The following is a 24,091-nucleotide window of genomic DNA, read 5'->3' as shown; positions in this document are numbered from 1 at the left end:
GGGGGGCGCTCGTGGACGTGCACATTTCCGTGACCGGTGGGGAGACCGTCGCGGAGGCCGAGTCGCTGACCGACTGGCTCCGGGGAGAACCCGAGCTCCGGGGCGTGACCCTGACCGGCCGTCCGCCCGGGCCCGGCGAGATGGGGTCGGTGCTGGACACCGTCTCCGTGGCCTTCGGGGCCGGCGGCGGCCTGTCGGTGCTCGCCTCCTCGCTGCGCGCGTGGTTCGCGCAGCCGCGGCGCAGCGACGTCCGGCTGAAGATCCGCCGCCAGGGCGGCACGGTCGTCGAGATCGACGCCAAGCGGGTGCGCGCCGGGGAACTGGAGGCGATCCTGCGCGCCGCCCTGGACGGTACCGACGCCGAGCAGGCCTGACGTGCCGCTCCCGGATCCACAACGGTCCCGGATCGTGATCGTCGGCGCGAGCGACTACACGGACCCGGACCTGCCGGACCTCCCGGCGGTCCGGCGCACCGTCACCGACCTCGCCGCCCACTTCACCGACCCGGACCACGGCATCGTCCCCGAGAAGCACTGCACCGTCCTGCTGGACGAGGGCGACCTGACCCGGATCGGCAAGACGCTGCGGAACGTCGCGAGGGCGGCCGAGGACCTGCTGCTGGTGTACTTCACCGGACACGGGCTGATCGGAGGCGGCCGGCACGACCTCTACCTGGCCCTGCCGCACAGCGAGTACGAGTCACCGGAGTTCAACTCCCTCGAGTACGACAAGCTGCGCGCCACCGTGCTCAACAGCCGCGCCGCCACCAAGATCATCGTGCTGGACTGCTGCTTCTCCGGCCGCGCCGTCACCGGCACCATGGCCGGCAGCGGCACCCCCATCGCGCAGCTGGAGGTCACCGGCACGTACGTGCTCGCCTCCTCCCCGCGCGACCAGGTCTCCCTCTCCCCGCCCGGCGAGGACTACACCGCGTTCTCCGGGCGGCTCCTGCGGCTGCTGCGCGAAGGCATCGTCGGCGGCCCGGAGGAGCTCACCGTCCTGGATCTCTACAAGCGGCTCGCCACCACCATGCGGGCCGAGAACCTGCCCGTGCCGCGCAACCGGGGCACCGAGAACGCCGACCAGACCGCCCTCGGCCTCAACCGGGCCTTCGCCGCCACCGCCGCCGAGGCCCTGCGCGAGCGGCAGGAGGAGGCCGACCAGCAGGCCCTGGGGGGCGACTGGGCGGGCGCCGCCGAGGCCCTGCGCGCCGTGGTCGACGAGCAGACCCGCATCCTCGGCGCCGAGCACGAGGACACCCTGATCTCCCGGCGCGCGCTCGCCCACTGCCTCGGCGGGGCCGGCGACCCGGCGGAGGCCGCCCGCCTGCTGCGTCCCCTGCCCGAGGTCTACGCCCATCTGCACGGCAAGGACCATCCGCAGACCCTGCACACCCGGCAGTTCCTCGCCGTCAACCTCGGCGAGTCCGGCCACCGGGTGGAGGCGGTGGCCATGCTGCGGATCCTGCTCGCCGACCGCAGCCGGGTCCTGGGCGGCGAGCACGTGGACACGCTGCGGACGCGGCACATGCTCGCCCGCAATCTGGCGCTGTCGGGCGCCCGGGAGGAGGCGGCGGCCCTGCTGCGGCAGTTGATCGCGGAGCGGGACCGCACCCTGGGCTCGAACCACCTGCACACGGTCCGGGCCCGGAAGGACCTGGCGGCACTGGAGGGAGGTGCGCGAGGTGTCTGAGCGGTTCACCGACCGTGCGCACCAGGCCCTCATCCTGGCGCAGCAGGAAGCCAGGCATCTGAACTACCTCCGCGTCGGCACCGAGCACCTCCTCCTGGGCCTCCTGCACGAGCAGCAGGGTGTGGCCGGCCAGGCCCTCAGAGCACTGGGCGTGTCGCTGGAGAACGCCAGGAAACAGGTGCTGACCGTCTCCAAGCCCGCCCTTGTTCCCGCGCTCGGGCACATGCCGTACACCCGGAGGGCCGCGGCCGTCCTCCATCGCTCGGCCGAGGTGGCCACCGGCCGCCGGCACTACGAGATCGGGACCGAGCACCTCCTCCTCGCCCTCCTCGACGAAGCGGAAGGGGGTGCGGCACGGACACGGGCGGCGCTCGGTCTGGACGGGGCCCGGGTGTTCCAGGAAGTCATGCTCCGTCTGGAGGACCGGGTCACCACGACGGCGCCGGCCGCCCTGGAATGGGCCACCCGCAACCTCACTCGCGAGATGGCCGAGCGGTCGGCCACCACCGTCCTCGGACGGCGTCCGGAGATCGAACGGATCCTGCAGACCGTCGCCCGGCAGAGCCGCAACGTCCCGCTGCTGGTCGGGGAACCGGGGGTCGGCAAGACGAGTACGGTCCTCGGGCTCGCCCGGGCCGTGGTGACCGGGAACGTCCCCCGGCCGTTCCGCGACCGGACCGTCCGCCTGCTCGACGTCGGCGCGCTCTTCGCCGACCCGCAGCACCACGGGCGGTTCACCGAGCTGATGGCGGAGCTGGTCGGCGAGGTCCAGCGGACCACGGGTCTCGTCCTGTTCCTCGACAACGCCCTCGCCACCGTGCACACCCGCGAGGGCCGGACGACGGCACTGGCGTTCTTCCGACCGGTGTTCGGCAGGCCGGGCGTCTCCGTGGTCGCGGCCGCCACCACCGCCGAGTACCAGCACTGGGAACGCGACTCCGGGCTCGACCGGCTGATCCAGCTGCTTCCGGTGACGGAACCGCTCCCCGCCGAGGTGCTGGCGATCCTGCGTGACGCCGGGCGCCGGCTGACCGAGCACCACGGCGTGGAGATCACCGGCGAGGCGCTGGAGGCCGCCGTCCGGCTCGCCCGCGGCCATCAGCCCGGCCAGGTCCTCCCGGGGGCCGCCGTCGACCTGCTCGACGAGGCGTGCGTGCGCGTCCGGTCCGAGTCGATGGCGGCCGGGACAGCGCCGACGGTCACCGGGGCCGTGGTGGAGGAAACGGCGGCCGGGGCGTACACCTCGCTGCACCTGTCGACTGTCTCCCCGCCGGTCCCGCACGACCCGTCCGTCTGGTCGATGAGCTGACGTCGCACCGGAAGTCGGCCGGTCCGACTTCCGGTGCGGCGCCGACGGCTCGGCGGCCGTGCTACCCCAGTTCCAGTGCCTCCCAGTCGAACGCCTCGCCCCACCCGGGCTCGCGGCGGGCCCAGGCGGTCATGGCGGTGATCACCGGATCGGGGGCGTCGAGACGCACCTGGAAGTGCCGGTCGGGCCCGCCCGAGCGGTGCTCCAGGGTGTACTCCCCCTCGCCCTCGTGCCACACCTGGACGTAGACGTCCGGCTCGTCGGGTATCCGCTCGACCACCAGGAAGCGGTCCTTGCGCCCCCCGATCCGCCGCACCAGCCCCGCCAGCTCCTCGGCGCTCACCCGCGGGTGGGCCTCGTCGTCTTCCGTCCGCACCGTGATCTCCAGCATGACCGCAGATCCTGGCACAGAGCACTGACACCCGGCCGGGCCCGCACGTCCGGGCAGGCACCTCGTCCTTCGCCGGTGCGCCCGCCCGCGCGGACGGCCGGCCGTCGACCGCTCGCGCGCGCAGCCGGTACGGGGCGGCGGCTGCGCCGAGCAGGGCGGCCAGGGCGCAGAGCCGGACCCGCCTCCTCGGCCGCGTCCAGCCCTGAGCGGCCGTTTCGGTACGGTGGGGCGCATGGGTGTGACGCGGACGCCGCGAGGGCGGTGGGTGGAGGAGGGGTTGCGGGCGCTCGCGGGGGGCGGTCCCGAGGCAGTGCGGGTCGAGGTGCTGGCACAGGCGCTCGGGGTGACCAAGGGCGGCTTCTACGGGCACTTCCGCAACCGCGAGGCACTGGTCGCCGAGATGCTCGACACCTGGGAGCGGACGGTCACCGACGACGTCATCGAGCGGGTCGAGGGCGAGGGCGGGGACGCGCGGACGCGGCTGGACCGCCTGTTCGTCATCGCCGCGACGCCCGGGGACGGGCCCGCCACCGGGGTGGCGCTCGATCTGACGATCCGCGAGTGGGCGCGCCGCGACGAGGCGGTGGCCGAGCGGCTGCGGCGGGTCGACGACCGGCGGATGGCGTACCTGCGGTCGCTCTACGGGGCGTTCTGCCCGGACCCGGAGGAGGTGGAGGTGCGCAGCTTCGTGTCGTTCACGCTGCGGATCGGCTACCACCTCATCGACGTCGACCACGGCGGGCGCACCCGGGCCGAGGTGATGGCGCGCACCAGGGACTGGCTGCTGAGGTAGCACCGGTCAGGGCGCCGGTCAGGGCACCAGGAACAGCTCGTCCAGGTGGAGGGCAGGGCCTGTCCGTCCCCGGATTCCTCGGCGGCCGGTCAGACGCCTCGCTGTGCCGTCAGGTCACCGGCGTCGATCGCCGCGAGCAGCGCGGCGTGGTCGGCGGCGGTCCGGTCGGCGTATGCGAGGGCGAAGTCGGCGACGGCCTCGGCGAAGGCGTCCGAGCCGCCGAGGTAGCCGGCGATGGCGATCCGGTCGCCGGAGCGGGCGTGTGCGCGGGCCAGGGCGCGCCCGCAGAGATCGGCGTAGGCGCGCAGATCGCCGGGGGCCATCCGGGCCACGTCGGCGGAGCCCTTCATGTCGCGCAGCTGGCGGCCGTAGAAGTGCCGGCCGGCCGGGCCGGTGGTCCAGCCGAGGAAGATGTCACTGGCGGCCTGCAGCAGGTGCTGGCCGGTGACGACGCGCTGCCCGCCGTGCACCACCGGGGCCTCGGCGGTCGGGCGGGCCGGCGGCAGGTGCTGCTCCAGGACGGACCGCCCGGCCTCCTTGATCTGCAGGAACAGCGGGTCGCTCGGATCGCGGCCCTCCAGCAGCAGGATGAAGCAGCGGGTGCCGACGCTGCCGACGCCGACCACCTTGCGGGCGACGTCGACCAGTTGGAAGCGGTCGAGCAGCACGCGGCGGTCCTCGGGGAGGGTGGCCCGGTAGTCGCCGAAGATCTTGCCGACCCGGCGCAGTTCGTCGCGCGGGAGGGGTTCGAGCAGCGGCGGATCGCTGACGATCCGGCGCCGGCCCTCCTCGTCCGTCGTGGTGAGCTTGCCGAAGGCCTGCAGGCTGGTGCGCCGGCGGGCCTTGTCGAGGGTGGCCTCGACGCGCTTGCGGCGGCCGGGGTTGCGGACCAGCGGGAAGACCTCGGCGGCGGAGATCCGGGTGTACCAGACGTCGAGTTCGCCCAGCCCGGCGAGGCGGCGCACGGCGAGGGCGTAGCCGCGCACGGCGGTGAGGGCGGCCCGGCGGGCGTTGTCGTCGCCCTGGCCGTTGTCGCGGGCGGCGACGGCGACGCTGGCGGCGAGCCGTTTGACGTCCCACTCGAAGGGGCCGGGGTAGGTCTCGTCGAAGTCGTTGACGTCGAAGAGCAGTATCCGCTCCGGGGAGGCGTACACGCCGAAGTTCAACAGGTGTGCGTCGCCGCAGAGCTGGACGGTGAGGCCGGTCTCGGGGACGGCCGCGAGGTCGGCGGCCATGACGGCGGCGGAGCCGCGCAGGTAGGCGAACGGCGAGTCGGCCATCCGGCCGTAGCGGATCGGGGTGAGATCGGGGAGCCGGTCCTCGGCCTGCCGGGCCAGGACGGCCAGCGGGTCGGGGCGGTCGGCGGCGGGGATCCAGCGGCCGTGGGCGGACCGCGGGATGAGCTCGCGGGCGGCCCGGCCGAGCCGGCGGCGTTCGGTCGGACTGGTCATGGCGCGGCTCCTCGACGTGCGTCCGGCGGACCGGGGCGGGCGGCCTCCTTCCCCGTGACGCTAGGGCAGCCGCCACCGGACGGCACGTCGGAGCGCGGGCGAGCGTCCTGGACGCTCGCCCGCGCTCCGCCGAACGAGTGAACGGGTGCACGGGTGCACGGGTGCACGGGGGTCGGTGTGCGGCCCGCGTCACTCCACGGCGAAGTCCGCCATCATCGCCATGTCCTCGTGCTCCAGGTTGTGGCAGTGCAGCATGTACGAGCCCGGGTAGTCGGTGAACCGCACCAGCACCTCCACCGCCTCCGCCGGCCGCAGGTCGACGGTGTCCTTCCAGCCCGCGTCGTAGGCGCCCGGGTCGCCGCCGTTGCGCGACAGCACCTGGAAGGAGTTCAGGTGCAGGTGGACGGGGTGGTGGACGTCGCTGAAGAACCGCCAGATCTCGGTGCTGCCGAGCGCCGGGCTGGCGAGCGCGCGACCGGGCTCGTAGGACCGGTTGTTGATGGTCCAGTCGCCGCCGCGGCTGCGGCGGAAGCCGAACACCCGGGTGGCGACGGCGTCGTCGGCGTCGAGCCGTTCGAGGGTGCAGAGCCGCTCGGGCACCGTCGAGTCGTCGCTCACCGCTCGCGAGCCGACGTCGAAGAGCATCACCTCCTCGGTCCGGCCGCCGCCGAAGCGGTTCATCAGCCGCACCGCGGTTCCGGGCGGGTAGCGGGAGAAGTCCACCACCAGGTCGAAGCGCTCGGCGGGGGCGATCTCGACCGCGTCGTGCGCGATCGGCTCCTCCAGCAGGCCGCCGTCGCCGCCGATCTGGACGAGCGCGTCGCCGCCGGGCGGCTGCGGGTCGAGTTCCAGCCGGTAGAGGCGGGCGTTGGAGGCGTTGAGCAGGCGCAGCCGGTAGCGGGCCCGGTCCACCGCGGCGCGCGGCCAGGGGGCGCCGTTGACCAGGATGACGTCACCGAGGACGCCGTTCATGTAGTCGTCGGTGACGCCCGGGGCGGCGAGCTCGGGGTCGACGGCCGGGTAGGCGGAGGAGCCGTCGGCGGTGAAGGCGCGGTCCGCGAGCACCAGCGGGAGCTCGCGGTCGCCGCGCGGCAGCGGCAGGGCGTCCTCCTCGTCGTCGCGGACGAGGAGGAAGCCGGTCAGGCCGTTCCAGATGGCCGGGCCGGTGAAGCCCATCCGGTGGTCGTGGTACCAGAGGGTGGCGGCGCGCTGGTGGCCCGGATAGGTGTAGTCGCGGGTGCCGATGGTGGTCCGGCCGAGGTCGACGGCGCCGGCCATTCCCTCCATCCCGGCCATTCCGGCCATCCCGTGCCCGGCGGTGTGCTCGGCGGACGAGCCGACCGGGAACACCAGGTCCACCGGGTAGCCGTCGCTGTCCGCCGGGGTGTGGCCGCCGTGCAGGTGCACCACCGTGGGCACCGGCAGCTCGTTGCGGTGGGTCACCACCGTCCGGCGGCCGGAGCGGACGGACAGCGTCGGCCCGGGGTAGCTGCCCCCGTACGTCCAGGTCTCGGTGCGCAGACCGGGCAGGATCTCCAGCCGGGCGACCTTCTGGGTGATCTCGTAGTAGTCCGTGGTGGCGTCGGAGCGGACCGGGGCGAGCACGGCCGGCACCGGCAGCGGCACCTGGAACGCCTCCGGCAGCGGGACCTCGCTGCGCAGCAGCCGGCCCGGCCGGCCCTCGGCCAGCAGCCGGGCGGTCGCGGGGACGGCGAAGGCTCCGAGGGCGCCCGTGCCGAGCAGGGCCACACCGGCGCCGAGGAACCGGCGGCGGTTCACGGCGCCACCTCCACCGGTCCGGTGCCCGCGCCGGTTCCGCTGCCGGTGCCGGTGCCGGTTCCGCTGCCGGTTCCGGACGGCCGGGGCAGGCGCCCGGTCCCGTCCTCCACCGCCGGCGACGGCGCGGGCGCCGACGCGGGCGCGGGCGCGGGCGCGGGCAGCGTCAGCGGCAGCCGCCACGCGCCGACCAGGCCGAACAGGTGCGCGCTGACCAGCAGGACGCCCAGCGTCACGTGCACCCCGACCGCCCGCTCGTAGCCGGTCCCGGTCTGCGCCCCGGCCGCGAACAGCAGGAGCGCCGTGACCACGAGCGGCCACCAGGGCCCCCGCTCCCCCGCCGGCCCGGTGGCCCGGCGGACCGGCACGGCCACCGCCAGCTGGAGGAGCAGCACGCCGCCCAGGGCCATCGCGGCCAGCGCGTGCCCCCGCAGCGCCTCGTAGTGGCCGTTCAGGAAACCGGCGGCCAGCACCGTCTCGGCCAGCACCAGCACGGCCGAGGCGGTCGTGGCGCCGCGCAGCAGCAGCCGCGGCAGGCGCACGGCCGGGGGCGCCGGCGCGCGGTCCGCGGAACGTGCCGGGGGGAACAGCGGCAGGCGGGGCGTGCGGATCACCGGGGGACTGCTCAACGGTCGGCCTTCTCTCTGCCGGGCACCGCGGCGCCGTGGGCACGCCGGGGTGACGGGCATGCCGAAGGGCGCTCGGCGCGGGGGTGTGGGCGGGACAGGCGCGTCCGGGCACGCGGCACCGGGACGGGCGCGGCCACGAACGCGGCTGACCACCCCTCACTATCGGTGCGGTGCCAGGCCTTTGCGCTCGGCGACCCCGCGCTCCCGCCTGTTCAGCGCGTCTTTGTCACCCGGACGGGCGGTGCGCCACCCCCGCGCGCACCGCCCGTCCACTCCCCCGGTGTGCTCCGGGAGCTCCCCGCTCCGGCGCCCGGAAGGGCCCGGGGTCCGCTACTGCTTCCCGCCGACCGAGGCGACCGGACTCGACCGCAGCAGGGCCCTGGCCGGCAGGGCCGTCGCGCCCAGGCAGAGCACCACCGCCGCGGCCGCCAGCGGCAGCGCCGTCCCGGCCGGGACGTGCGGCGCTGCGCCGGTGATGCCCCGGGTGATCGGCACCAGGGTGAGCCAGGCGATCACCGCGCCGACGCCCAGACCGGCCGCGGCCACCAGCAGCGCCTCCCAGCGCATCATGTGGCGCACCTGGCGCCGGGTGGTCCCGGCGAGCCGGAGCAGTGCCACCTCGCGGCGCCGGTCCAGCACCGTCATCACCAGGGTGTTGGCGGCCGTGACGGCGGCGAAGCCGCCCAGCACGCCGGCCATCACCGAGTTCGCCCAGGAGCCCATCTCCTGCGACTTGTCGGACTGCGCCGCGTACCCGGCCCGGTCGGTCACCGTCAGCCCGGCCACGCCGAGGTCGGACAGGCCCCGGGCGACCGCGGCCCGGTCGGCGCCGGGCGCGTCCGCGACCAGCACCTGCGCGTCGTAGGCGGCGGTGACGTGCGCCGCGACCGCCGCCCGGGGCAGCAGCGCCTGGCCGAAGCCGAGCCCGCGCTGGTAGGTGGCGACCAGCAGCGGCTTCACCGCCGTGCCGTCGCCGAGCCAGAAGGGGACGTGGTCACCGACCTTGGCGCCCAGGGAGGAGGCCAGTTCGGTGGAGAGCGCGACGGTGTCCGGGGAACCGCCCAGGTCGGCCAGCGCGCCGTCGCGCACTCCGAGGTCCAGCACCCGGGGCAGCCGGGACGGGTCACCGGTGACGCCCAGCGCGGTGGCGGAGAGCAGTTGGTCGCCGGTGCGGACGACGATGCCGGTGTGCAGCACGCCGACCGCCGCGTCCACACCGGGCACCCCGGCCGCCTGCGCGACGACACCGGGCGTGCCGGGCGAGGCGGCGGGCAGGCCCGGTCCGGTGGAGCCGAGCACGTGGTCGGCGGTGATGCCGGTGCGCACCTGCTCGCCGGTCTCGTGACGGATGGTGCTCTGCATGAACAGCAGGGTGCCGCAGAAGGCGGTGACCATCACGATCGGCGTGATCGCGGAGGCCAGCCGGCGGGCGTTGGCGCGGGTGTTGTCGGCCGCCAGCGAGCCGGGCGCGCCGCCCGCCCGCAGCGGCAGGCCCAGCACCCAGGCCGCGGCGCGGGCCACCCACGGGCCGAGCAGGGCGACCGCGACCAGGAAGCACATCACCACGCCGAGCGCGGTGTTGGCGGCGTTCTCGCCGTCCAGGTTGGCCGCGACCGCGGCGAGCACCACGCCGCCGGCCGTGAAGACCACGCCCAGCAGGGTGCGGACGACACCGAGCCGGGCCGGTTCCACGGCGGCCGCGCCCAGCGCCTGGCTCGCCCGCATCCTCGCGGGGCGGCGGGCGGCGAAGAAGCCGGCCGCGAGGGCCGCGAGCGTGCACAGCACGACGGCGACCAGCATCGGCAGCGGTCCGACGGACAGCTCGACGTCGGCCGGGACGACGCCGCGCTCCACCATCCCGTCGAACCACCAGCGGGCCAGGCCCACGCCGGGCAGGATGCCGAGCGCGGCGGCGAGCGGCGCGACCAGCATCGCCTCGGTGGCGATGGTGCGCCGGATCTGGCGCGGGGTGGCGCCGACGGCGCGCAGCAGGGCGAACTCGCGGGCACGCTGGCCGGTGGCCAGGGCGACGGTGGAGACGACCACGAACACTGCGGTCATGGTGGCGGTACCGCCGAAGGAGCCGCCGATCGCGACCAGCATCACCTTGGCCTCGTTGAGCACGGGCTGCTCGGCCTCGCCGCGCCCCTTGCCGCTCAGCACCTCGGCGGCGCCGCCGACGGCCTGCTTCACCTGGGCGGTCAGGGTCTTGCGGTCGACGCCCTCGCGGGGCTGGACGGCGATGGCGTCCACCCGGCCGGGGTGGCCGGAGATCCGGTCGGCCTGCTGGTCGGCGAACCAGGCGGTGGGGCCGGCCTGCTGGGCGGCGGCGAGACCGGAGATCCGGTAGCTGCCGCTGCCGCCGGGGGCGCTGAGCACCACGGTCGCGCCCGGCGCGAGGTGGGCGGCGCGCGCCGTGTCGGCGTCCAGCACGACCTCGTCCACGCCGGGGGCGCGGCCCTCGACCAGCTTGTCCTGCGGGCCGGCGATGCCGAGCGCCGCGAAGCCCCGGCCGGTGAGCGGGCCCGCCGGGCCCGCCGGGCCCTGGGACGCCCCACGCGGTGCCGCGGCCTGCAAGGGGAACGCCGTATCGGGGCGGGCGGCGGCGACACCGGGCTGTCCGGCGATCCCGGCCACCAGGCCCGCGTCCACCCGGGCCCGCTCGGACAACGGCTGCTCGTGGGTGTCGTCGTCGCCGTTCTTCTTGTACTTGATGGAGACGTTCGGGTCGGCGGCCACCACGACCGGCGCCTCGGCGTACCGGACGGACGGCACCGAGGCGGTGATGCCGGTCTGCAGCAGCGTGCCGCAGGCCATGATCACGGCGGCACCGAACAGCAGCGCGACGAAGGTGCCGACGAAGGACGCGGGGCGGAAGCGCACCGAGGCGCGGGCGAGTCCGTTGCTCATGCCGCCACCCCCACCGGACGCGCGGTCAGGCTGACCATCCGGTCGGCGATCGTCTTCGGGTCCGGGTGGTACAGCTCGTCGGCGAGCGCGCCGTCGGCCAGGAAGACCACGCGGTCGGCGAACGAGGCCGCCACCGGGTCGTGGGTCACCATCACGACGGTGGCGCCCATGGTGTCCACCGCGCGCCGCAGCAGGCCGAGCACCTCGTGGGCGGTCGTGGTGTCCAGCGCGCCGGTCGGCTCGTCCGCGAACAGCACGTCCGGGGAAGTGATCAGCGCGCGGGCGATCGCCACCCGCTGCTGCTGACCGCCCGACAGCTGACCGGGGCGCCTGCGGCCGAGGTCGCCGAGGCCGACCTGTGCGAGCAGCTCCCGGGCCCTGGCCCGGTCCTGGCGCTCCCCGGCGAGGCGCAGCGGGAGCAGCACGTTCTGCAGCACGGTCAGCGAGGGCAGCAGGTTGAAGGACTGGAAGACAAAACCGATCCGGCTGCGGCGCAGCTTGGTCAGCCGGTCCTCGCTCAGCCGGGTGATCTCCTCGCCGCCCAGGTAGACCTCACCGGTGCTCGGGCGGTCCAGGCCGGCCGCGCACTGCAGGAAGGTGCTCTTGCCGGAACCGGAGGGTCCCATCACGGCGGTGAAGGTGCCGTGGCCGAGCGCCAGGTCGATGCCGCGCAGGGCGTGCACGGTCTCGCCACCGCGGCCGTAGCTGCGCCGGACGTCGCGCAGCTCGATCGCGGCGTGGGCGGCGGGGCGCCCGGTCGGCTCGGGCTGGGGGCGGGAACGGCGGGGTGCCATGGTGGGCCTTCCTTCGTGGATCGTCGCTGCTCGTCGACGAGTTCCAGGCTAGGAAGGCGGGATGCGGCGGACCATGCAGGCCGCTGGCGGACCGGGGGTGGGGTTATCCCCCGGTCCGGTGTCCGGGCGGTGTCCGGGCGGCGTCAGGGCGCGTGCGCCGGGCGTGCGTGCCGGGTGTGCGTGCCGGGTGTGCGTGCCCGGTGTGCGTGCCCGGTGTGCGTGCCCGGTGCGCTTCGGGTCGGGCGCCGGCGATCACGTGCTTCGGGTCAGGTGCGTCGGTTCGGGCGCTTGCGGTCAGATCTGCTCGCCGTCGACGCCTTCGTAGGCGGCGCGCAGCTCGCCGACGACCGGGTGCGCCGGGTCGAGGGCGGTGCCGTCGATCGCGGCGAGCGGGCGGACGCCGACGCCCGCGTTGACGGCGACGGCGGCGACGAAGCCGCCGAGGGCGTCCGCGGTGACGGGCTCGCGCCGCTGCGGGCCGGTGTGCGCGTCGGCCAGCAGGGCGGCGGTGACGCCGGGCAGCGCGGCGGCGTCCGGCCAGACCAGGTCGCGGCCGTCGTACAGGGCGACGTTCCAGGTGGCCCCCTCGGTGATCCGACCCGCGTCGTCGAGCAGCAGGGCGTCGTCGTAGCCGTCGAGTTGGGCGAGCCGACGCTGGTGCAGCAGGCCGAACAGGCCGACGTGCTTCACCTCCGGCAGCTCGCGCCGGTACGCGGCGGTGCGCACCCGCAGCGGCCCCGGCGCGGCGGCCGGCGCCGGGCGGGTGGTGACCAGCAGGTGGGGTACGGCGGGGGCGGAAGGGCGCTCCAGGCCGAGCGCCGGGTCGAACACGGTGACCCGGACGATCACCGGCGCGCCGTCGGCCGGGAGCGCCCGGCGGATCCGGGTGCGGACCTCCGCCCGGTCCAGCTCGGCACCGAACACCGTGCGGCAGTCCCGGACCAGCCGGTCCAGGTGCAGCGCGAGGCCCCGGGTGCGGCCGGACTCGGCGCGCAGGGTGGTGAAGTGCCCGTAGTTGAGCAGGCCCAGGGCCGCCAGTCGGGCCGGGTCGGCGGGCGCTCCGTCGATCTCGATCTCTGCCATGGCGTCGAGTCTCCCAGGGGTCCCGGCCGGCGCGGGGCGGGGGCGGCGGTCCCGGGGCCTAGCTAGTCGGCGAGCGCCGAGCGCGGCAGCACCCCGGCGGCCCGGCCGTCCACCAGGACCAGAACACCCGGGTGCCCCGCTCCGAGCGCCGCGCGGGCCTCCGCCACCGACTGCCCGACGCCCACCGCCGGCAGCGCCGGCCCGAGCAGGGCGCCCAGCGGAGCGTCCGGCTTGGCGGAGCCGTCCGCGAGGGCCGCCGCGAGCACCTCCCGGGACACCGCGCCGACCACCTCCGCCGCGCTCACCCCGTACGGGCGCGCCGTCCGCGCCAGGACGGCCGGGGCCACGCCGCCCGGCACGCCGTGCAGCGTCCGCGCCGCCTCGCCGACGGTGGCGCCGGCGTCGACCGTCACCAGCGGCCCGGCAGCGTCGAGCAGTGGCCGCAGGCCGGTCGGCCGCGTCGGCGCGCCGTGCTCCACCGCGCCGCCGTTCCCCGCCGCGACGCCGTCCTCCAGGAAGCCCCACTGCCGCATCCACGCGTCGCTGTGCACCTTGGAAAGGTAGGAGCGGCCCGAGTCCGGCAGCAGCACCACGACCAGGTCCTCCGGCCCCAGCCGGCGCGCCACCCGCAGCGCCGCCGCCACCGCCGTGCCGGAGGACGGCCCGGCCAGGATGCCCTCCTCACGGGCGAGCCGGCGCGCCGTCAGCAGCGACTCGCGGTCCGGGATGCGCTCGAAGGCGTCCGCGACGTCCCGCCGGTAGGCCAACGGCCAGCGGTCCTCGGCGGTGTCCGGGTGGACGAAGTGGCCGATGCTCTCGACGTAGTACGGGCTGCCGTCCCCGCCGCCGTAGACCGAGCTCTCGGGGTCGGCGCCGACCACGGTCACCGCGCCGCCGGAGACCGCCTTCAGATGGCCGCCGGTGCCGGTGATGGTGCCTCCAGTGCCGACCCCCGCGACGAAGTGGGTCACCCGGCCGCCGGTCTGCTCCCAGATCTCCGGGCCGGTGGTGCGGACGTGCGCGTCGGGATTGGCCTGGTTGTCGTACTGGTCGGCGAGCCAGGCTCCGGGGGTCTCCTCGACGATCCGGCGGACGACGTTGAACAGGTGCGCCGGGTCCTCCAGCGGCACGGCGGTCGGCGCGAGCACCACCTCCGCGCCGTACGCGCGCAGGATGTCCGACTTCTCCGGCGCCGCCCGGTCCGCCACCGCCGCGATCACCCGGTAGCCGCGCCGACGGCCGACGATCGCCAGGCCGATGCCGGTGTTGCCCGAGGTCGCCTCGACGATCGTCCCGCCGGGCGCCAACAGCCCGTCACGCTCGGCGGCCAGCACCATGGACAGCGCGGCGCGGTCCTTCACGCTGCCGCCGATGCTGAGGAACTCGGCCTTGGCGTAGACCGGGGCGGCGAGGCCGGCGCCGAGCCGGGCGAGGCGGATCAGCGGCGTCCCGCCGATCGCGTCGAGGACGGATTCGTGCACAGCGGGTGCGGGCTTCGCGGGTGCGGGCATGGCGGGCTCCGCGGGTGCGGGCATGGCGGGCTCTGCGGGTGCGGGCATGGCGGGCTCCTCGACTCGGTCTGCTGCGGGCGGTGTCGGCACGGCCTCCGGCGGAGCCTGCCCAGGGTGGCGCGCCGGTAGGCCGGGTCCTGCGACTCGTCCGTGGTGTTCCGGTGGTGTGCGGTGGTGTGCGCGGGGTGCGGCCCCTCAGGTCGTCGACGCGCCGTCCGACGGCCGGAGGGCGGGAACGTCCGGCCGGGGCTCCTCGGACGGCCGGGGCAGGTCCGGGACGGCCGGGGCCCGGTAGGGCGTGACCACCGCCCGCCCCGCGGCGCGGGCCGCCTGCTCGATGTGCCCGATCCGGTAGGCGAGGCCCTCCGGTTCACCGATGTCCGCCCAGCGCCAGGCCTCCGCCCACCACTGCGGGCCGCGCACCAGCGGACGGCCGGCGAGCGCGAGGTGCAGGGCGAGGGTCGAGCGGGCGTAGCCGTGCACCCAGCCGTCGGCCTGCCGGTAGGCGGCGGTCTCGTCCAGGCGCAGCCGGCGGCCCTCGCTCCCGGCGGCGAGCAGCGGCGTCCAGACCGCCTCGGCCGGGTCGGGCGACGGGCGGTCGGCGACCAGCAGCACCAGGCGGCCGTCCTCCTCCCGGACGCGGTAGGGCGGGAGTTGGGGCATCCGGGCGAGGCCGAGGGCGTGTTTCCAGGAGACCACCCACAGGCCGCGGCGCAGGTGGTAGCGGACGGCGCGCTGCCAGGTCCAGTGCGCCTCCAGTCGGTAGCCGGGCAGGCCCTCGGCGGTGGCGGCCCGGTAGACGTGGTCGAGGGCGCTCGCCGCGAGGCCGTAGCCGCGCGCCGAGGGGCGGAGGTAGAGCGAGGAGACGGCCAACTGGCCGGGGCCCCTGGTCCAGTTGTCGACGGCGAAGATCCCGACCGGCTCGGCCTCCCCGGCGCCGGTGCCGGTGCCGGTGCCGGTGCTGGTGCTGGTGCTGGCGCCAGTGCCGCCGTTGCCCCGGGTGCCGTCGGCCAGCAGCCAGTAGCGGCGGCGGTACAGCTCGCCGCCCGGCCACTCACGGCCGCTCTCGCCGAGGCGCTCGCGCAGCCGGCGCTCCTCGGCCGGGCCGATCGCCGACGGGTCGACGCACTCGCCCAACTCCCCCTCGGCGCAGGAGGCGAGGTCCCAGAGCGCGAATCCACGCCCCTCGCCCTCCCTCACCGCCCGCACCCCGGGCACCGTCGCCAACCGTTCCTGCGCCCGCCCGACCGCCGCATCCCAGGACCTCACCACGGGGTCCACGATAGCGAGCCATCAGCACCGAACGTAATTCGGTGGACACCGAACGTGAGATCGGATACGAATTCCCTTGTCCGGAACGCCGGCTGACGAGGAGGAGCCACACCCGTGCACACCGACCGCACCCATGACGCCGTGTTCAGGACGCGGGGGCCGCCCCGGACTCCCGCCCGGTGGTAGGGGAAACCCGACCTGAGGACTCGACCTGACCGTCATGACCTCGCCGACCTGCGCCGCTGCAATGAAGTGGTGCTGATCCACCGCATCCGTACCGCGTTTCCGTCCGGCCCCGGCCCTGCCTCCCAGTCCGGCACCGACTCCCCATCCGCCTCCCGATCCGTTCCCGGTTCCGCTTCCGTCCCCCGCCGCGGCCGTCCACCCCGCACCGGCCGTGTCCACCGCGTCCCCCGTCCACCGGGTTCCTCCGGTCCGCCCCGCCCACCCGGCGGGCGGAGGGCGCTGTGGTGCGGCGGGTGGCTGGTCGCGGCCGGGTGGGCAGGGGCGTTCCCGGTCGTCTCCGGGCTGGGGCCGCACCGGAGTTGGGGGCTGCTCGCAGCCGCCGGGTACCTCGCGGCGGCGGTCGCCGCGCTCACGCTGCCGCCGCGGTGGGCGCGGGCCGGATCGGTGACGGTCGCGCTGGCCGGTGCGCTGCTCACGCCGCTGCTTCTCCTGGTCGCGACCGGGCAGGGGCAGAGCGAGGTCGCCGTCATCGAACGGTCGGGCGAGTTGCTGCTCCGGCACGGGACTCCGTACCTGGCCGAGCCGCACACGGTCGCCGAGTACACCCCCTACCTGCCCGGGATGGCACTGTTCGGGCTGCCCCGCGCCCTGTTCGGCGCGGACGGCTGGCCGGCCCGGCTGCTGGGCGACGCCCGCCTGTGGTGCGCCGCCGTGTTCCTCGGCTGCCTGGCCGCCGCCGTCCGCCCCGGACGGCCCGGCGCCGCGCCGCACGCCGGCGGTCGCGCGTCCGTGCGCCCGTCCGGCGGCGTCGGCGGCGGCGGCGGCCTGAACGTGCCCGTTCTCGCGGTGGCGGCGCTGGTCGCCTCACCACCGGTCGCGCTGCCGCTCTGCGTCAGCGGGGTCGACCTGCCGCTGGCCGGCCTCTGCCTGCTCGCGCTCGCCCTGGCCGGACGGGCCCGCCCGTTCGCCGCCGGGTCGGCCCTCGCGCTGGCCTGCGCGCTCAAGTGGACGGCCTGGCCCGCGGTCGCCGTCGTCGTCGCCCTGCTCGCCGCCACGGCCGGACGCCGGTCGGCCCTGCGGGCGTTCGCCACCGCCGCCGTCGGAACGGCCGCGCTGGTCCTGCCCGGCGCACTGCGCGCACCGGGGCCGCTGGTGGAGCAGGTGTTCGCCTTCCCCACCGGTCGCGGTGGGCTGCTCGCCGACCTCGGCCCCGGCGGCTGGTACACAGCGCTCGCCCTGCTGCTGCTCGCCGGGCTCGCCGTCGCCGCGTCGCTGGTCCGCACCCCGCCCCGGGACACCGTCGCCGCCGCCGATCGGCTCGCGCTCGGCCTCGCCCTGGCGTTCCTGCTCGCCCCCGCCACCCGCTTCGGCTACCTCGCCCTGCCCGCCGTACTGGCCCTCGTCCCCCGTCTCCCCCGCCTCCCCCTCGTCACCGGTCCGCACCGTCCTCCCCGCCCGCAGTCCACTCCGCGCGCCGTCCCGTCCGCCGCCCCGCGCCCCCGCACACCCCAGGTGGTCCCCGTCCCATGACCGGCACACTCATCGTCACCAACGACTTCCCGCCCCGGCAGGGCGGCATCGAGACCTTCGTCCACGCCATGGCCACCCGGCTGCGCGCCGACCAGGTCGTCGTCTACACCTCGGACGAGCCCGGCGCCGCCCGCCATGACGCCGCGCTCCCGTTCCCGGTGGTCCGCGACCGGTCCCGGACCCTGCTCCCCACACCCCGGGTGACCCGCCGGGCCGCCGAACTCGCCCGGGCGTACGGCTGCGACCGGGTCTGGTTCGGCGCCGCCGCCCCACTCGCCGCGATGACCCCGGAGCTGCGGCGGCAGGCGCCCGGCATCCGGCGAACCGTCGCCACCACCCACGGCCACGAGATCTGGTGGGCCCGCACCCCGGTAGCCCGGCGCCTGCTGCGGCGGATCGGTGACAGCGTCGACGTCGTCACCTACCTCGGTGCCCACACCCGCGAGCGGATCGCGCCCGCGCTCGGCCCGGCGGCCCGCCTGGAACGGCTGGTCCCCGGGGTGGACACCGAACTGTTCCGCCCACGCCCCCGGGAGGCCGACCCGCAGGCGCCGGTGATCCTCTGCGTGGCACGACTCGTGCCGCGCAAGGGCCAGGACACCCTGATACGGGCACTCCCGCTGATCCGGCGGACCGTGCCGGGCGCGGTCCTCGTCCTGGTCGGCCAGGGACCGGACGAACGCCGCCTGCGCGACCTCGCCCGCAGGTTCACCGAACCCGGCACGGTCGTCTTCGCCGGCGGCCGCGAACACGCCGACACCCCGGACGCCTACGCCGCGGCCGATGTCTTCGCGATGCCCTGCCGCACCCGCCGGGCCGGCCTGGAGGCGGAGGGCCTCGGCATCGTCTTCCTGGAGGCGGCCGCCGCCGGCCTGCCCGTCGTCGTCGGCCGCTCCGGAGGCGCCCCGGACGCCGTCCTCGACGGCGTCAACGGCACGGTCGTCGACGGCCGCGACCCGTCCGCCGTCGCGACCGCGATCGCCCGCATCCTCCGCGCCTCCGCCCCCGACCGCGCCCGGATGACCACCGCCGGCCGCCATTGGGTCCGCACCCACTGGTCCTGGGACACCACCGCCCACCGCCTGGCCACCCTCCTGGCCGAGAGCCCCACCCCGCCCGAGCAGGCACACCACCACCAGCAGCCCAGCCGCCCCGACCAACCCCGGCGCTGACCCCGCGCCCCTCACCGACCAACCGGGCCAACCCGACACAGCCAGTGCCCCCACGCACCCCGCCTGCCAGGCCGAGGCACACCCCAGCAAGCCACCCACCAAAGCCGCCCACCCCGCCAAGCCGGCCACCACAACCCCGCCCGACGGCACACCCCGGCCCGGCCGGGCCGACCGGACCACCGAAGCAATCAGCACGCCCCGAGACAGGCAACCACCCCGACCCCATGGCCCCGGCCACAGCGACCAGGGCGACCTGGCCCAGTCGCAACCCCACGCCGGAGGGCAACAGCGGACCACTCGCCCGGGCCGGGGCCGGGCCTGACCCCGGCCCCGGGTCGACCAGGGCGCCGCTCGGCGGAGCAGGGGGGCGGGCGGGCCGGTCAGCGGCGGGCGGCGGTCAGGAGGAGCTCGGTGAGGGCCCCGGGCTGGGAGAACATCGGCCAGTGGCCGGTGTCGAGGGTGGCGTGGTGCCAGCCGGCGTCGCGGATCAGGGCGACGACGGCGGGTGGGGGTTCGGGGCTGTCGAGGAGGCAGGTCAGGTAGGTCCCGGGTATCGCGGCGAGCGGACCGGCGAGGGCGGCGGGCTCGGTGAGGGTGCCGCCGGGGTGCGCGGTGGAGCCGGTGACGATCCGGGAGATCTGTGCGTCGGTGAGCCCCTGGCCCACGAACTCGTCGGCGGTGAGCGGCGGCCAGTAGCCGTCGTTGGCGCCGATCGACGCGGCGACGGCCTCGCCCCACGGCCCGGCACCGACGAACGCCTGCCCGTCGACGGGAACGTTGGCGTCGACCAGGACCAGGTGGGCGAGCCGGTCGCCGATCCGCTCCGCGGCCTGCCCGACCGGGATGCCCGAGTAGCTGTGCCCCACCAGGACGACCTCACGCAGGTCGCGCTCCTCCACGAGGTCGACGACGTCCTGCACGTGGGTCTGCTGTCCGGCGGGCAGGCCGCGCCGTTCGGCGAGGCCGGAGAGGGTCAACGGGTGCACGCCGTGTCCGGCGGCGCGCAGCCCGGGGACGACGTCGGCCCAGGCCCACGCTCCCAGCCAGGCACCCGCCACGAGTACGAATTGCGTCATGGCGGGCACCGTAGCGCCCGCCACCGACAACGAGCCGACCCCACCGAGCCGCCCGGCTACTCGCCGCGCAGGTCGGCGAGGTGCGCCAGGACGGCGAGGACCCGCCGGTTGCCCTCCACCGGGTCGAGGTCGAGCTTCATGAAGATGTTCCCGCAGTGCTTCACCACGGACGCCTCGGTGATGTTCAGCCGGGCGCCGACCGTCTGGTTGTTGAGGCCCTCCGCCATCAGCCCCAGCACCTCGCGCTCGCGCGGGGTGAGTCGGGTGATCGGGCGGTCCGCGGACTGCTGCCGGAGCAGCACCCGGACGACCTCCGGGTCGATCACCGTCTCCCCGGCCGCCACCCGCCCCAGCGCGTCCAGGAACTCGGACACCTCACCGACCCGGTCCTTGAGCAGGTAGCCGAGCCCGGCCCGCTGCGCGCCGGCCGCGCCGAGCAGCCGGGTGGCGTACGGGGTGGCCACGTACTGGGAGAGGACGAGGACGGGCAGGCCGGGGTGGCGTCCGCGCAGGTCGAGGGCGGCGCGCAGCCCCTCGTCGTGGAAGCCGGGCGGCATCCGGACGTCGGTGACGACGGCGTCCGGCCGCTCGGCGTCCACTGCGGCGGCGAGCGCGTCCGCGTCGCCCACGGCGGCGACCACCCGGTGGCCGCCCCTGGTGAGCAGTTCGACCAGGCCGGCCCGGAGCAGCACGGCGTCCTCGGCGATGACTAGCCGGAGCACGGCACCTCCAGCCGGAGCCTGGTCGGCCCGCCGGTCGGACTCGTCACCATCAGTCGTCCTCTCAGGATCGCGACCCGGTCGGCCAGTCCCTGGAGTCCGGCCCCGGCGGCCGGGTCGGCGCCGCCGCGGCCGTCGTCGGTCACCTGGAGCACCAGCCGGCCGTCCGCGATCCGCCCGTGGACGGTGATGGCGGCGGCGCCGCTGTGCTTGGCGGCGTTGGTGAGTGCCTCGGTGACGGTGAAGTAGGCGGTGGACTCGACCGGACCGGGCAGCCGTCCGGGCAGGTCCAGGTCGACCTCGACGGGGATCGGGTGGCGCAGCGCGACCTCGGTGACGGCGGCGGCCAGTCCGTGGTCGGTGAGCACCTGGGGGTGGATGCCGCGGACCAGGCCGCGCAGCTGCTCCAGCGCCTGCCGGGCCTCGCCGCGCGCCCGGTCGACCAGGTCGAGCACCGGGTCGTCGCCGACCGGCCCGGCCCCGGGGGTCGCGCCGCCGGTGCTCACGGCGGTGGTACCGGCGGCCCCGGCGCGTTGGCGCAGTTCGTGGGCGGCCAGGCCGAGGGTCATGCTGAGGGCGACGAGTTGCTGCTGGGCGCCGTCGTGCAGGTCGCGTTCGATGCGGCGGCGCTCGGCCTCGAAGGCGTCCACCAGCCGGGCCCGGGAGCGGGTCAGTTCGACGACCTGCCGGCCGAGGTCCTCCTCGCGGGGGCCGAGCAGCAGCCGGGCCAGTCGGACGTGGACGACGGTGAGCAGCGCCCCGGCGTAGCCGGCGAGCAGCAGCCCGGCCAGGCCGACGGCGGTGGCGGGCAGGGCGTACAGCGGTCCGGGGACGGCGTGGCCGGGGATCAGCATGACGGTCTCGGGGGCCATCGCCCAGACCACGAGCGGGCTGACGACCAGCGCCGCGGAGAGCAGCAGCAGGGCGGTGAGGCCGAGTCCGGCGGCGGTGAGCGGCGGGCCGGCGAGCAGGGTGTGGGCGAGTTCGCGCCAGGTCGCGCGTTCCCGCAGCCTGGTCCGGAGCCGGGCGCGGCGGCCGGCCCCGGGCAGTGCGCGGTGCGGGTCGGGCAGCGGGGTCGGTTCGACGAGCCGCAGCAGGCGGCGTTCCAGGCGGCCGACCGGCAGGCCGGAGAGGGCGACGGCCAGGAGCAGCGGCAGACCGATGCCGACCACCGAGAGCCCGAGGCCGATGACCACGAGGGCCGCCAGCAGGACGGCCACCAGCAGACCGAGCAGGGCGCCGCCGACCAGGTAGGCCCAGCAGCGCAGCGAGTCACGGGTGAACGGGAAGCGGAGCGGACGGGCGCGCAGCGCCGCCAGGACGGCGACGGTGAGCGGGGACTGCGGCGCGTCGGCCGCACGGTCGACGGCCTCGTCGGTGGTCGCGTCGACGGGCTGGTCAACGGTCTCGCCGGTGGCTCCGTCGACATCAACGCCGACATCAACGCCGACGTCCACGCCGACGTTCACACCCGTGCCCCCGTCCGCTGCCCGCCCCGCGCCCATCGGCCCACCCTAACCGACCGGCTGACGCCCTCTCCGGCCCCAGCGTCCGGTCCGCGCCGCGCCGTCGGGGGCGCTCGGCGGCTGCCGGGTGAGCGCGACGGCGGCGATCACGGCCAGGCCGCCGACCAGGGTGTTCCAGCCGACGGGCTCGGCGAGCAGCAGCGCGCCGAGGGCCGTGGACCAGAGCGGGGTCACATAGGTGACGGCGGCGGCCACGGCCGTCCCGGCGGTGCGCACCAGATCGAGGTTGAGGACGTAGGCGATGCCGGTTCCGACCGCACCGAGCAGCAGTAGCGCCACGGCGGCCCCGGCACCGGGCCAGTGCGGGGCGCCGGCGGCGAGCGGGGCGACGACCGCGAGTTCGACGGCGGCGCAGGTGATCTGGGCGGTGGACAGGGCTGCGGCCGAGTGCGGTCGGGCGGAGAGGTGGCGGCGCAGGTAGGCGAACCCGGCGCCGTAGCAGCAGGTCGCGGCCAGGCAGGCGAGCCCGCCGACCACGACCCCGGAACCGGTACCGCCCACCGCACCGGAGCCGAGCCCGTGCTGCACGCCCAGCACGGTGAGCACCCCGGCGAAGCCGAGGGCGAGTCCGGCGAGCCGACGCCACCCCGGACGCGGTTCCCCCGGCAGGGCGGCCAGCGCGAAGAGCAGGGCGAACAGCGGGGTGGTCGCGTTCATCACCCCGGCGAGCACCGAGCTGACCCGGGTCTCGCCGTAGGAGAAGAGCACGAACGGCACCGCGTTCAGCAGCACCGCGACCACGGCGCTGTGGCCCCAGGTGGCGAGGTCGCGCGGAGCGGCCTCACGGCGGACGGCGAGGATCGCCCAGAGCGCGACCGCGCCGAGCAGGCAACGCCAGGCCGCCACCCACACCGGGGGCACCCCGGCGTCGACCGCCACCTTGATCAGAGCGAAGCTCGCACCCCAGATCGCCGACAGTGCCACGAACCCCGGCCACCAGCGCCGTCCCATCCCGGCCACCCGTCCTTCCGCTCTCGTCGACGCGCCTCGCCTCTCGCGGCTTCGCGCTGGACAGAGGGTGACGGGTCGGCCGACCATGAGTCCAACAAGTGACAGTGCTGCTCGGATGAGGAAGTCTCATGACCTCGGAGGTGAACCTCGCCCAGCTCAGGGCGCTGGTCGCGGTGGCGGACGCGGGCGGCTTCGGGGCGGCGGCGGTCGAGCTGGGCGTGAGCCAGTCGGCGGTCTCGCACGCGGTGGCGGCCCTGGAGCGGACGCTCGGCGCGCCCGTCCTGCACCGGGGCGCACCGGCCCGGCCGACCCCGCTGGGCGAACGGATCATGCCGCACGCCCGGACGGCGGTCGCCTCCGCCACCGCCGTGCGGACGATCGCCGCCCACCACTCGGGCGGGCTGACCGGGACCGTCCGGCTGGCCGCGCCGACCACCGTCTGCCAGGGGCTGCTGCCCGGACTGCTGCGCGACTGGCGGACCGAGCACCCCCGGCTGACGGTGCGCGTGTTCGAGGGCGAGGATGACGAACTCGGCGTCTGGCTGGAGGCCGGCACGGTGGACGCGGCGGTCCTGGTGGACGCGGACCCGGTGCCGCCGGGGGCCGTCGCGCTCGGCGCGGACTCGATGCACGCGCTGCTCCGCCGCGACCATCCGCTCGCGGGCGAGCCGACCGTCGACGTGGCCGACCTGGAGGACGACGACTTCCTGCTCTCGGAGGGCGGCTGCGAGCGGCACATCCGGGACGCCTACCGCCGGGCGGGCGTCCGGTTCACGCCCCGGCACCGGATCCGGGACCTCAACACGCTGATCGGCATGGTGCACGCGGGGGTGGGGGTGTCGGTGATGCCGGCGCTGGCCCAGCCGATGCTGCCGGCGGACTGCGTGCTCGTCCCGATCCGCCCGGCCGCGCACCGGACGCTGACCCTCACCGGCCCGGCCGGCCGACCGTGGTCGCCGACGGTGGCGGGCCTCCTGGCGGCGGTGCACGGCACCCACCGGGCGCCCACCCCGCGCTGAGCGCCGGCCCGGAGCGGGAAGCGCAACCCCGCGTTCCAGCAGAGCAGGCGGGAGTTCGCCGCTGGGCCGGCCACGGCAGTCAGCCGACGTGCGGACCCGCCGGCAGTGCGACTCCGTCGGCCGCAGGATCGAACCCCGGAACTGGGTGGAGCGGGTCAGGCTCCGGGCTCGACGTCACCGGCTTTCCGAGCCGGACGCCGCCCCGCAGCAGCAGATCCGGCATCCCGCCATGCTGCCCGGCCACCCGCCCGAACGCAGCCCGGCTTCCTCGACGAACCCCGGACGGGTACCGCCGATTGAT

At 76.0% G+C, this 24,091-nt stretch carries 19 protein-coding genes and 1 pseudogene; 7 read left to right on the top strand and 13 right to left on the bottom strand.

The features are described from left to right. The first annotated feature begins 11 nt into the window (after window positions 1-11). The 3 genes from ACFVVU_RS20520 to ACFVVU_RS20510 are packed head-to-tail and all read left to right on the top strand — an operon-like array spanning window position 12 to window position 3,001. The gene (locus tag ACFVVU_RS20520; protein WP_387791348.1) at window positions 12-374 is read left to right on the top strand and encodes a hypothetical protein; all 363 of its coding nucleotides are present in this window, start codon (window positions 12-14) and stop codon (window positions 372-374) included. A 34-nt stretch (window positions 375-408) separates the two neighbouring features. Further along, complete coding sequence (locus ACFVVU_RS20515; protein ID WP_387791346.1) at window positions 409-1,692, top strand: tetratricopeptide repeat protein; 1,284 nt, start codon at window positions 409-411, stop codon at window positions 1,690-1,692. Beyond that, a complete protein-coding gene (locus ACFVVU_RS20510; protein WP_387791344.1) occupies window positions 1,685-3,001 on the top strand; it encodes a Clp protease N-terminal domain-containing protein in 1,317 nt (438 codons plus the stop codon). The genes ACFVVU_RS20515 and ACFVVU_RS20510 overlap by 8 nt, the downstream gene beginning before the upstream one ends. Window positions 3,002-3,065: 64 nt before the next feature. On the opposite strand, the pseudogene ACFVVU_RS20505 reads toward ACFVVU_RS20510, so the two are convergent. Next, window positions 3,066-3,392, bottom strand: a pseudogene (locus ACFVVU_RS20505) (hypothetical protein); the annotation flags it as partial. 232 nt (window positions 3,393-3,624) lie between these two features. Here ACFVVU_RS20505 and ACFVVU_RS20500 point away from each other — a divergent pair. Beyond that, the gene (locus ACFVVU_RS20500) at window positions 3,625-4,185 is read left to right on the top strand and encodes a TetR/AcrR family transcriptional regulator (RefSeq protein ID WP_380684210.1); all 561 of its coding nucleotides are present in this window, start codon (window positions 3,625-3,627) and stop codon (window positions 4,183-4,185) included. A gap of 89 nt (window positions 4,186-4,274) precedes the next feature. On the opposite strand, the gene ACFVVU_RS20495 is transcribed toward ACFVVU_RS20500, so the two are convergent. From ACFVVU_RS20495 to ACFVVU_RS20460, 8 genes are all read right to left on the bottom strand, one after another. Beyond that, the gene (locus ACFVVU_RS20495) at window positions 4,275-5,636 is read right to left on the bottom strand and encodes a DUF2252 domain-containing protein (protein ID WP_387791342.1); all 1,362 of its coding nucleotides are present in this window, start codon (window positions 5,634-5,636) and stop codon (window positions 4,275-4,277) included. Between the two features lie 189 nt (window positions 5,637-5,825). Further along, complete coding sequence (locus ACFVVU_RS20490; protein ID WP_387791340.1) at window positions 5,826-7,415, bottom strand: multicopper oxidase family protein; 1,590 nt, start codon at window positions 7,413-7,415, stop codon at window positions 5,826-5,828. After that, window positions 7,412-8,041 (bottom strand): hypothetical protein, encoded by a 630-nt coding sequence (locus ACFVVU_RS20485; RefSeq protein ID WP_387791338.1) that lies wholly within the window; start codon window positions 8,039-8,041, stop codon window positions 7,412-7,414. Before ACFVVU_RS20485 ends, ACFVVU_RS20490 begins: the two co-directional genes overlap by 4 nt. Window positions 8,042-8,371: 330 nt before the next feature. Next, window positions 8,372-10,951, bottom strand: a complete 2,580-nt coding sequence (locus tag ACFVVU_RS20480; protein ID WP_387791337.1) for an FtsX-like permease family protein — start codon at window positions 10,949-10,951, stop codon at window positions 8,372-8,374. After that, on the bottom strand, window positions 10,948-11,745 hold the full coding sequence (locus ACFVVU_RS20475) for an ABC transporter ATP-binding protein (protein ID WP_380682068.1): 798 nt from the start codon (window positions 11,743-11,745) through the stop codon (window positions 10,948-10,950). The genes ACFVVU_RS20480 and ACFVVU_RS20475 overlap by 4 nt, the downstream gene beginning before the upstream one ends. Window positions 11,746-12,039: 294 nt before the next feature. Continuing rightward, window positions 12,040-12,828: an aminotransferase class IV gene (locus ACFVVU_RS20470; RefSeq protein WP_380682069.1), complete on the bottom strand. Its 789-nt coding sequence runs from the start codon at window positions 12,826-12,828 to the stop codon at window positions 12,040-12,042. 62 nt (window positions 12,829-12,890) lie between these two features. Beyond that, complete coding sequence (locus ACFVVU_RS20465; RefSeq protein ID WP_387791334.1) at window positions 12,891-14,387, bottom strand: pyridoxal-phosphate dependent enzyme; 1,497 nt, start codon at window positions 14,385-14,387, stop codon at window positions 12,891-12,893. A gap of 147 nt (window positions 14,388-14,534) precedes the next feature. Next, the gene (locus tag ACFVVU_RS20460; RefSeq protein WP_387791332.1) at window positions 14,535-15,611 is read right to left on the bottom strand and encodes a hypothetical protein; all 1,077 of its coding nucleotides are present in this window, start codon (window positions 15,609-15,611) and stop codon (window positions 14,535-14,537) included. A gap of 630 nt (window positions 15,612-16,241) precedes the next feature. Here ACFVVU_RS20460 and ACFVVU_RS20455 point away from each other — a divergent pair. Beyond that, window positions 16,242-17,327, top strand: coding sequence for a hypothetical protein (locus ACFVVU_RS20455; protein WP_387791331.1), 1,086 nt, complete (start codon window positions 16,242-16,244; stop codon window positions 17,325-17,327). After that, the gene (locus ACFVVU_RS20450; RefSeq protein ID WP_387791329.1) at window positions 17,324-18,499 is read left to right on the top strand and encodes a glycosyltransferase family 4 protein; all 1,176 of its coding nucleotides are present in this window, start codon (window positions 17,324-17,326) and stop codon (window positions 18,497-18,499) included. Before ACFVVU_RS20455 ends, ACFVVU_RS20450 begins: the two co-directional genes overlap by 4 nt. 380 nt (window positions 18,500-18,879) lie before the next feature. Here ACFVVU_RS20450 and ACFVVU_RS20445 read toward each other — a convergent pair whose 3' ends face one another. The 4 genes from ACFVVU_RS20445 to ACFVVU_RS20430 form a co-directional block, all read right to left on the bottom strand. Next, window positions 18,880-19,575: an alpha/beta fold hydrolase gene (locus ACFVVU_RS20445; protein ID WP_380682074.1), complete on the bottom strand. Its 696-nt coding sequence runs from the start codon at window positions 19,573-19,575 to the stop codon at window positions 18,880-18,882. A gap of 56 nt (window positions 19,576-19,631) precedes the next feature. Next, entirely contained in the window at window positions 19,632-20,297 is a 666-nt protein-coding gene (locus tag ACFVVU_RS20440; RefSeq protein WP_380682075.1) for a response regulator, read from the bottom strand. Beyond that, on the bottom strand, window positions 20,285-21,613 hold the full coding sequence (locus tag ACFVVU_RS20435; protein WP_387791522.1) for a sensor histidine kinase: 1,329 nt from the start codon (window positions 21,611-21,613) through the stop codon (window positions 20,285-20,287). Before ACFVVU_RS20435 ends, ACFVVU_RS20440 begins: the two co-directional genes overlap by 13 nt. Window positions 21,614-21,808: 195 nt before the next feature. Beyond that, the gene (locus ACFVVU_RS20430; RefSeq protein ID WP_387791327.1) at window positions 21,809-22,771 is read right to left on the bottom strand and encodes a DMT family transporter; all 963 of its coding nucleotides are present in this window, start codon (window positions 22,769-22,771) and stop codon (window positions 21,809-21,811) included. A gap of 128 nt (window positions 22,772-22,899) precedes the next feature. Here ACFVVU_RS20430 and ACFVVU_RS20425 point away from each other — a divergent pair, with 128 nt between their 5' ends. Further along, a complete protein-coding gene (locus ACFVVU_RS20425) occupies window positions 22,900-23,790 on the top strand; it encodes a LysR substrate-binding domain-containing protein (protein WP_387791326.1) in 891 nt (296 codons plus the stop codon). The last annotated feature ends 301 nt before the right edge of the window (window positions 23,791-24,091 follow it).

Origin of the sequence: Kitasatospora sp. NPDC057965, from assembly GCF_042887135.1 — a bacterium.
GTDB lineage: Bacteria > Actinomycetota > Actinomycetes > Streptomycetales > Streptomycetaceae > Kitasatospora.
The sequence above is the reverse complement of the archived record's forward strand: the minus strand, read 5'-3'. Positions and strand labels throughout refer to the sequence as shown.